Origin of the sequence: Bacillus cereus group sp. N6 (assembly GCF_016483705.1) — a bacterium.
GTDB lineage: Bacteria > Bacillota > Bacilli > Bacillales > Bacillaceae_G > Bacillus_A > Bacillus_A wiedmannii.
The window spans coordinates 24,104-34,080 of the sequence record NZ_JAEHBI010000054.1; the positions used below are offsets into that span (position 1 = coordinate 24,104).

Below are 9,977 nucleotides of genomic sequence, written 5' to 3' on the forward strand. Positions count from 1 at the left end.
AAATAATAAGGGTCTTTTTTCATGAAGAATGACTTCATATTAAAATAGTATTCTCTTTATTATATATATTCATTTCGCTTTATTTTGTTAACATAATATTCTTACTGTATTCTGCGATTAATGCCTGTGCATGAGCATTCCCTTGAATCACATCTCGAAATTCTTTTAAAGAATACAAATGCGTAGCCCCTTTTCGGGCATGAATTCGCACTGGTACACCTTGTAAAGTATCATGAAACTGAAATGGCTTATCTACCGGTTCAATTGGGAAACCGAGTGTTAATAAATACATATACATTCTTTTTGTCACTGCTGCAATATACCATTCTGCTTTCGTTTCTAATGCATGCATAAATAAAATAGCTGTTAGTCTTTTGAAGTGTCCTCTCCCACGAGACGTTTTCGCAATACTCAACTTGCCTATTTCATACACATTTTTTAAATCTTTCACTAAATCATTTTTAGAAAACGGATAGAAAAACTCAGAATTCGATTGCTCTGGTTCCGTATACTTAATACATTCTACTGTACCAATATGATGTTCATCTTCTATTAATAAAAATCGTGATGGATTTAAATTACGTTCTACGAACATTAAGTTTCTTTCTTCACAAAAATCTCCCCATAGTTGCTCGAACCAAAAATGTTCTTCTTTTGTTTGAACACGCTGGAACATATTTACCCGCCTTTCCCATCGCCGCTCTGTTTTTTGATAACGCTTTCACTATCTATCATATAAGAACAAATCTTCGTATGCAACTAAAAATATTTATGACTTATTATATTCTGCAAAACGAATTAAATTCCATCTTAATCGTCTTTTATCCCTCATGTACCGTTCTTCTAACAATATATTTATATTACTTTCAAATTCAAATCGTATAAAGCTGTCTTCCATACAGCATATATTTCTTCTTAATCTAAAAAAATCCTTTATAAAAAAGGATTTTTTTACTTCTTCATGCTTTTTAACCACTTCTCAAAAATTTGTACCATTCCATGTTTTCCGGCTAATTTCTCTTCCCCTTGTTTCGTTTTATATGGATATAATTGCAAGAACACACCACATCCAGACTCAATTTTTTTACTATGCATATGACTTCCTGGATATACACAAATAACTTCATAAATGGCCCTTCGATAATAGACTCTCTTTCCATCCTGTTCTTCTACATATTTTATAGACCAGTACTTATACATTTGCTCAGTTGCCTTCGTATTTCCAACGTGCTGAAAAATGTTGTACATTGGGCTATACTTCACTTCAATAATAATAGAAGATTGATATACGTATTTTCCTTCTTCCTTTACATAACAGTCTAAGCGAATGTCTGGCTTCTTCGTATCTTCTCCATTATAAAAATTACTCCCTTTACTTAATGCAATAAGGGGATGAGTTTCAATTAAATCATTAAATGCGACATGTACTCTAATATCATCTCGGTGTAAAACTACTGTCGTTCCATCCTGTAATCCATCTACATAAAAATGTTCTTGAATTTGTTCACGAATGGAATTTCTAGCCTCAAAACCAATTTGCGCTAACATGGAAATAACGATAAAAAAAGCGTAATATTCATACACTAAAAATGTTGGTTTATAAACAAATAATAAAGATGGAGATTGTTCTGTATATTGTGGAAGTACATCTAAATGCTGTAGTAGTTGTTGATGTGGTATCGGTAAATTATGTGAGTACATGTTACCTGTTTCGGAAACTTCTCTCCAAAATGGAGAATGCATTAAAGTTTGAAAGTATTGTACACTTTCATGTACAAAGTGCGCTAATATTTTATATTCTTGTATCTTCATAGAGCTTTTTCGCAAATCCGCCTCTTTTAGTAAATGAATATTTTTATATTTTTGTTTCTCTCTATCGGTCACTGATCCATTACGCTCAATTGTTTGTATAATCGTTTTTACAGCTTGAAATTCTTCTGATTTCTTCCTTTTTGCTCTTTCTAATATTTCAATTGTTTGGCGCAAAAAACTTTCAGCTTCAAGTAAATAGAAATAAAATTGCATCGCTTTAAATTTAAGAAATGCATTTTCCTTACTATTTTTTTGTTCTATAAACTTACGATTATAATATTTTGCATACGGTTTTCTTTCCGCCACTATGGCTCCTTTTCTCGTTGCTTTCCGCTCTTTTTCTTCCCATTTATATTCATGTATAAATTTTGAACTCGATTCTATTTTCTTAAAAATTTGCTTTATCTTTTTCATTTTTTGCGGCAACTTTCTAAGTAACACTAAATAAGAAGAATCTTCAATATCACTAAGTGCAGAGAAAGTCTTTTTATAATAACCTCTATCTAAAATCAACTCATTCAAAATTGACTTTACATAGTTTTGAATCATTTCAAATTGATCATCAAAAAAATTTTTGGGAACGATTTGAAATGCGCCATAATACGTTCTATCTTCTATATTCACTTCAAAATGATATAATCCACAACGCCATGGATAAAAGAATTCCGTTTTTCCATGTTCATATATTAATACCTTTTGTTTTTTTTCATTTATTTCATATTTTGACTCTTTTATATTTTTCTGTCCCTCATATACTTTATTCCATATAAAAGTAATATTCATTGGATTTTCATAATGGTAATGCAATCTAATTGGTTTTAATTCTTGTACTTTATAAATACATTGAACTAATGCTGTAGTAGATGTACAAAGACGATTTAATAAAATATATTCCCCCTTTGCCTCAGTTCCAATTATTAACTTTAATACAAAAGGGAGTGTTTCTTTCGTATCAACGATTTCTGTTTCATATCGCCCTTCATTTTGCATAGCCATACAGCTCCAGTTCTCTACGCTTTTCTCTTATATATGCTAAAGAGTGTTCAAATGTAGATACTCTGTTTGCAAGTGGCGATTGCAAAAGAGGTAGTAATGTCGCCCCCCTTTTTACGTCTTCAGAAAGTAAAGACCCAACCATCATTTCAGTACCTCTTATTTTCGTCAATACACGTTGCTTGATTTGTAAATCAAATCCCTCTTCTCTACTGATCATATAGGAATGATTATTTTGGAACGGTATATTTTGCAAGTAAGTAGCGATTGCGTTTGCACATCGAAATGAAATTCCCTTTGACATATCATGTGATGACAATACAACATGTAACTTATCTAATAGTTCTAACTCTTCTTCAGAAAACACCTCAATCATCGCTTTATTCCTGACCCAGCTTATACGAAATTCTCCTGCAGTTACTTTCAGAGGTGGTTGTAATACAATTTTCTCTTGTTCCATACACATCTCACAAAACGGAATCTTTTGTAACGTTATTAAATTCGTCCGATCTAATAATCGATCTGAGAGTTCTTTCGTTGTTTCATCAAAATTTACTGTACCTACAAATATAATATTTTCACCAATTTCAATTGTTGACGGAATTGGATTTTCTTTTTCTTGTACACCTTCATACAAATTTAGAATACGGTTTTGCTTTTCAAGTTGAAGAACAGATAGAAATGGAGTAAACCAATGCTCAATATGTGACATATTCATTTCATCAAAAACGATTATATATAGTTGATTTTGATTTTCTTTTGCCTTCATTAACGCCCTAACTAATTTTGTTTCACTTTCAATAAAAGTACCATTTGGGTGAAGGTAACCAAGTAAATCATGTGGTTCTTGATACGATGGTGAAATCGGAATCCAAACCAATTCTTCCCCATACTGTAATCCAAGTGCTTCTGCATAAGCTTGCACAAATCGGGATTTCCCAGCGCCTGGTATACCACCTAGAATCGTCAACATATTTGTTTTCGTACTTATATGGAAATTATAAATGTCCGTTTCATCCAAATATAGCCCTTTATTACGTACAAAACTTTTTACATACTGTAAAAAGACGGATTCACGCTCATCCCATTCCCATTCATCCTTGTGCACTTTTATTTCCTCTACTTCTACATGCTTACCTTCTTCAGTCATTCGTTTTTTTAATTGCTCATACATGTGATTGCTTACAAAATACAATTGATCTTCTACCGCTATTTCCACATACTTCATCCAGTCATTTAAGTCTATATACTTACATTCCCGCTGCTGTTCAAAATATGCGATTGAACTAATTGATGATGACTTTAAAGATATATTTCCATATAACCTTCCATCGTGCCACAATAATTCGGGAGGCTCAAAGTCTTTCGGATATTTTGGCATTAGAAATGACAAATAGCCATTTCCAAGTTTTCTCTCTAAAGACTCTCCTTTTTTGTATTCGGAAACTTTAGGTACTGGAATCATTTTATAGCCATTGGCCATTTCTCGTGGTTCTTCTGCACAAATTAACTCCACGTATATATGTCCTCTTTCATAATAGAGACGAAACATAACCAATTGCTTTTCTAATTTTCTTTTCTTTAATTCCGAAAAGACTTTTTCATTCTTTTTATTGCTACATAAACCTTCAAATACGTATGGTTCATTTTTTAATTGCTCTTGTAACGTGAATGGTATTGGCGATAGGCATTGTACAAAGAAGTTCTCTCCATTCTTCTCTCTCTCTGCTTTTGTAAACTTTCCGATAAACCTCATATAGTACATTCTTTTTATAAAACTTGGCTGAAGAGCTTTATGTAATCTCACCTTCGTCACCTTCTTTTTTTCATACTATTCTTAGTGTATGAAAGAAACGAAAAACTAGAAACAAAAAACCTGACGTTATCCGCCAGGTTCAAAATTAAAACGTATATTAATGAGATGGAAATGCTTTTTTCTCTTGTAAAATGGCATTATGAGCAATTTTCATTTTAGCAAGTACATATCGTAATCGATCTTCAGCGTTTTCATCTGTATTTTGCTGTAATTCCGCCAAATTTTCTACAGCACTCGCTAAATTTTCAATCACTCCTCGTAGTTCAGGATGATGATTAAAAAAGGATTCTTGCACTAATACTTTCCTTACTTCACTCGCTAAATCAACAATTCTGGTTAACTGTTCTTTTTCTTCCATTTTCATCCCTCCTGAATATCTTATGTATTAAATATTCTCTAGACAAAGAAAAAAGCCCTTTATTTAAAAGGACTTTTACATTTTTATATTTCCAGTTAATAACATATAAAGTGATGTGATAGCTGCGATAACAATTGCCCACATTACATATCTCTCAATACCTTTAAAACAACGATTTCCTTTTTCTTTTCTTGCATACATGTAAACAATAATCCCAATTCCATACACGATTGAAACAAGTAATAAATTTTTCAAACCTGCTGCATATAGAAGCCATACAGAATAAGTAGAAGCAATTAAAGCTAACGAGCCGTTTTTTACTTTTGCATCTTTTAGTTCGTTTGTAATAACTAATTTAAATTGGAATAACGCTGATAATAAATATGGTACTAAAATTGATGTTGAAGCAATAAAATACATAATTTGATATGTTGATTCTGAAAACAGAACGATTATAAATATAATTTGGGCAACGCCATTTGAGATCCATAATGCCATATGTGGCGTTTGTTTTTTATTTGTTTTCGTAAAGACTTTCGGAAACACGCCATCTTTTCCTGCTACGTGGGAAATTTCAGAAACAAGTAAAAACCAGCCTATTAATGTACCTACAAGTGAAGCAACTAACCCAATGTTAATCGCAACAGCGCCCCATGTCCCAACAACATGTTCTAATACATGTCCCATTGACGGGGTTTCTAACACGGAAAGCTCTCCTCTTGTCATCGCTCCCATAGACAAGACAGAAATTAAAATATAAATAGACATTACTAAAATAAGTCCAAGTACTGTCGCTTTACCAACATCTCGGCTATTCTTCGCTCTACCAGATAATACAACCGCTCCTTCAACCCCAATGAAAACCCAAAGAGTTACAAGCATTGTATTTTTCACCTGACCAAGTATAGAGGAAACTGATATAGTTCCTTCTCCCCAAAAATCATGTGTAAATGTATCCCAGCGAAACGCTGTTACCATTACAACAATAAATAATACGATTGGAACTAATTTCCCTATCGTTGCAATAACATTCATAATAGATGCTTCACGAATTCCAAATAAAATTAGAAAATGAAGTGTCCATAATAAAAGTGATGCACCAACAATAGACGCAACATTATTTCCACCTTTAAAAATGGGGAAGAAATAACCTAATGTACTAAAAAGTAACATGATTGTTGCAACGTTTCCTAAAATTCCTGCTAGCCAATATCCCCAAGCACTGTTAAATCCGATATATTCTCCGAAACCAGCGCGTGCATAACTATAAATTCCGCCCTCAAGCTCCGGTTTTTGTCTTGCTAACGTTTGATATACGAGCGCGAGTGGAATCATTCCCATCGCTGTAATACACCAACCAATTATTATAGAGCCGCTATTTGCTCCTACTGCTAAATCATGCGGTAAACTAAAAACACCGCCACCAACCATCGTTCCGACTACTAATGCAATTAATGGAAAAAACCCTAACTTCTTTTCTATTTGTACCACCCCATCTGTCATTCTAGGTGTTATGTTCGTTCAACTATTAAAGTCACCTTTTTCTCTAATAGACGTTTCTCTTATATTTTTTCAGGAAAACATTACTTATTCTAAAAGAAAATGAAGAAAAATGGAATACTTTTTTGAAAAAATGTATAAGTATGCACAAAAAAACCGTTCATTTTGTAATGAACGGTCATTTCATACATATAAATTTGTATATTTCTTGTAAAATTAACGAAGTAAATTCTCTTTTTGTAAAAATTGTTTCGCAACTTCTTCACTACTTTTTCCATTCACATTTACTTCATAATTCATTTTTCGCATTTCTTCATCTGTAATCTTCCCAGATAATGTATTTAATACTTTTTCAAGTTCAGGATATTTCTGTAACGTCTCTTTTCTTAATAATGGTGCACCTTGGTACGGTGGGAATAACCCTTTATCATCTTTTAGCACTCTCAGTCCATACTGCTCAAGTTCACTATCAGTTGAATATGCATCGATTACGTTAACATCCCCTGATTGAATTGCACTATAACGTAGTTTCGGTTCCATCGTTTTCACATTTAAAAACTTATAGTTATATAATTTTCGCATTCCTTTATAACCGTCTTCACGATCAGCAAATTCTAATGTGAATCCTACTTTAGCATCCTGTGCCATTTTTCCTAAATCAGAAATTGTATTTATATTATTTTGATCTGCTATTTTTTTCGGCATAGCTAGTGCATATGTATTGTTATACTCCATCGGCTTCAACATAACCATATTATATTTCTTTTCCATTCCAATGCGAGCCTGCTCATATACTTCATCCCGATTTGTGCTTTTTGGCTCTTCTTTCACAAAAGTAGATAAAGCTGTTCCCGAAAACTCAGGGTATATATCTACTTCTCCTGATTTCAATGCTTCAAATACAAATGCTGTTTTTCCAAGACCTGGTTTTAATTCTACGTGTAAATCGGTATCCTGTTCAATAAGCTGCTTATACATTTGAATTAAAATTTCAGGTTCTGATCCAAGTTTTCCGGCAATAACAATATCTTTCTTTTGTGTGTTCCAAAGAAAGGGAGAAGCAATCATTATACAAGTAATACATATCGTCAATATAATACGCTTAGAAGAGCGTTTTGGACTCTCAAGCACTCGAAGTACTACATCAAAGAATAAAGCGAGTAACGCGGCTGGTACGGCCCCTAAAATGATAAGCGCATGATCATTTCGATCGATACCAAGTAATATGAGTTTTCCGAGCCCACCAGCACCTATAAGAGCTGCTAATGTAGCTGTTCCAACAATTAATACCATCGCCGTACGAATACCGGCCATAATAATTGGTAATGCAAGAGGAAGCTCTACCTTCCACAGTCTTCTCCAGCTATTCATCCCCATAGCTCTCGCTGCTTCGATTAAAGATTCATCTAACTCCCTTATTCCTGTATATGTGTTTCGTAAAATAGGTAATAGTGCATACACAACTAATGCAATAATGGCTGGGAGTTTTCCAATTCCTACTAACGGAATTAAAAGTCCGAGTAATGCAAGTGATGGCACTGTCTGCATAACCGCAGAAGTTCCTATTATAAATTCAGCCATTCGTTGTTTTCTCGTTAATAAAATGCCAAGTGGCACCGCAATAATTACTGCAAAAAATAGTGAAATAAGCGATATTTGTAAATGCTCACTTAATGCAGTTAGTAATTCTATTTTTCGCTCTTGGAACGTTTGTATAAAATCAGTCACTGTTTAGCCTCTTTCCTTCATTTGTTCAACAATGTAATTAACAATATGACGACTTGTTAAAGCTCCAACATATTGACCATTTTCTTCAACTGGAACGACTTCGTCAGCTCGTACACGAACTAATGCTTCTTGTAAAGAAGAATGCAATGATAGTGCATCCCCTTCTACCCGTATACTTTCATCAAGTGGCAATACATCTTCTATACTTTTCCCCTCATACCAAGGTTGTCCACGATTTCCAATGAACTCTTCTACAAATTCATTTTTCGGATTATGTATAATACCTTCTGGTGTATCTAATTGAACTACTTTTCCTTCTTTCATAATACAAATACGATCTCCAAGTGATAATGCTTCTTGCATATCATGTGTTACGAATACAATTGTTTTTTGAATCTTTTTTTGCAATTGTACGATATCCTTCTGAAGCTGTTCCCTACTTAATGGATCTAACGCACTAAACGGTTCATCCATAAGAACGATTTTCGGGTTTGCGGCTAATGCCCTTACGACACCAACGCGCTGCTTTTGCCCTCCTGACAATTCATCAGGCATACGATCGCGATATACGTCTGGATCTAGCCCGACCATCTGTAGCAACTCATCGACACGAGCTTTTATTTTTTCTTTGCTCCATTGTCTCATTTCAGGAACTACTGCAATATTTTCTGCAATTGTCATATGCGGAAACAAAGCGATTTGCTGCAATACGTATCCTATATTCCAACGCAATTCATTAATATTATATTGTTGAATATCTTTTCCATCGATTAAAATAGATCCTTCAGTCGTTTCAATTAAACGGTTAATCATTTTCATTGTCGTTGTTTTCCCGCAACCACTCGGACCAATGAGAACAAAAAATTCTCCCTTTTTAATTTCTAAATGCAATGAATCCACTGCTTTCGTGCCATCTTCATACGCTTTTGACACATGATTAAATTGAATCACAAATACAGCTCCTTTAATGTTGTTTCCTTTATTTTGATGGAATACGGCATTCATTTCAAATGATACGCTTTATAATTAAAAAAGAGCTCAAATTTGAGCTCTAACGGTCGAACAATATCGTTTTCATTATTGCAGCATATTCACGTACATACATTTTTTTCTTAGAGCGCATTGGTGTTTCAGCAGCTAGTGCCTCCATCTTCATGCCTAAACGCTTTGCAATTATTTTGGTCCTATACAAATGATACGTATTACTTACAACTACCGCATGTTTCACATCATATAAATCCATACTAAACTTTAAATTCTCATACGTATTTGTAGATTGATCTTCTATTAAAATACGACTCTCATCTATACCATGTACCATTAAATAGTTTCTCATACTATGAGCTTCCGGTATATCTTCATCTTCCCCTTGACCACCTGAAACAATTACTTTCGCTTCAGGATGGGAATGTAAATATTCCAACGCTACATCCAAACGGTTTTGAAGAGATAAAGACGGTCTATCTCCAAATAACTTTGCGCCTAAAATAAGAACGTACGGAGAGTGATTACTCAATTTTTCACGAGCAACTTTCTTCATTCGAAACGTCATATAAAGAATGTACAGTGGTGGAAATAATAAGATTATAAGCAAGATCCATTTGTTCATAAATAAGTTTGCACTCCGATACGATAAACTTAACTAAATCTATACAATTCAATCAAATTTACACGAGTTAGTGCTTCATCGTGTTTGATGTTAGACTAAAAAGTAGACACAGGTTACTATAATAAAAAATGAACCAAATGAGGTGTCTACATGGGGAAAGT

At 33.7% G+C, this 9,977-nt stretch carries 8 protein-coding genes; all 8 read right to left on the bottom strand.

Annotated elements, in window-relative coordinates:
* Window positions 1-79: 79 nt before the first annotated feature.
* The 8 genes from JDS99_RS26000 to JDS99_RS26035 all read right to left on the bottom strand — a co-directional run bounded on the left by JDS99_RS26000 (window position 80) and on the right by JDS99_RS26035 (window position 9,816).
* A complete protein-coding gene (locus JDS99_RS26000) occupies window positions 80-676 on the bottom strand; it encodes a hypothetical protein (protein WP_000487799.1) in 597 nt (198 codons plus the stop codon).
* 275 nt (window positions 677-951) lie between these two features.
* Window positions 952-2,802 carry a hypothetical protein gene (locus tag JDS99_RS26005; protein ID WP_088609388.1) on the bottom strand — a complete coding sequence of 617 codons (1,851 nt, stop codon included), beginning with the start codon at window positions 2,800-2,802 and terminating at the stop codon, window positions 952-954.
* Window positions 2,792-4,612, bottom strand: coding sequence for an AAA family ATPase (locus tag JDS99_RS26010; protein WP_199695969.1), 1,821 nt, complete (start codon window positions 4,610-4,612; stop codon window positions 2,792-2,794). The genes JDS99_RS26005 and JDS99_RS26010 overlap by 11 nt, the downstream gene beginning before the upstream one ends.
* 106 nt (window positions 4,613-4,718) lie before the next feature.
* Complete coding sequence (locus JDS99_RS26015; protein WP_000391452.1) at window positions 4,719-4,979, bottom strand: hypothetical protein; 261 nt, start codon at window positions 4,977-4,979, stop codon at window positions 4,719-4,721.
* A 75-nt stretch (window positions 4,980-5,054) separates the two neighbouring features.
* Complete coding sequence (locus JDS99_RS26020; RefSeq protein WP_000129474.1) at window positions 5,055-6,482, bottom strand: basic amino acid/polyamine antiporter; 1,428 nt, start codon at window positions 6,480-6,482, stop codon at window positions 5,055-5,057.
* A 213-nt stretch (window positions 6,483-6,695) separates the two neighbouring features.
* A complete protein-coding gene (locus JDS99_RS26025) occupies window positions 6,696-8,207 on the bottom strand; it encodes a glycine betaine ABC transporter substrate-binding protein (protein WP_199695970.1) in 1,512 nt (503 codons plus the stop codon).
* A 3-nt stretch (window positions 8,208-8,210) separates the two neighbouring features.
* Entirely contained in the window at window positions 8,211-9,158 is a 948-nt protein-coding gene (locus JDS99_RS26030) for an ABC transporter ATP-binding protein (RefSeq protein ID WP_098857120.1), read from the bottom strand.
* Window positions 9,159-9,258: 100 nt separating this feature from the next.
* The gene (locus JDS99_RS26035; RefSeq protein WP_088063268.1) at window positions 9,259-9,816 is read right to left on the bottom strand and encodes a YdcF family protein; all 558 of its coding nucleotides are present in this window, start codon (window positions 9,814-9,816) and stop codon (window positions 9,259-9,261) included.
* Window positions 9,817-9,977 lie beyond the last annotated feature (161 nt).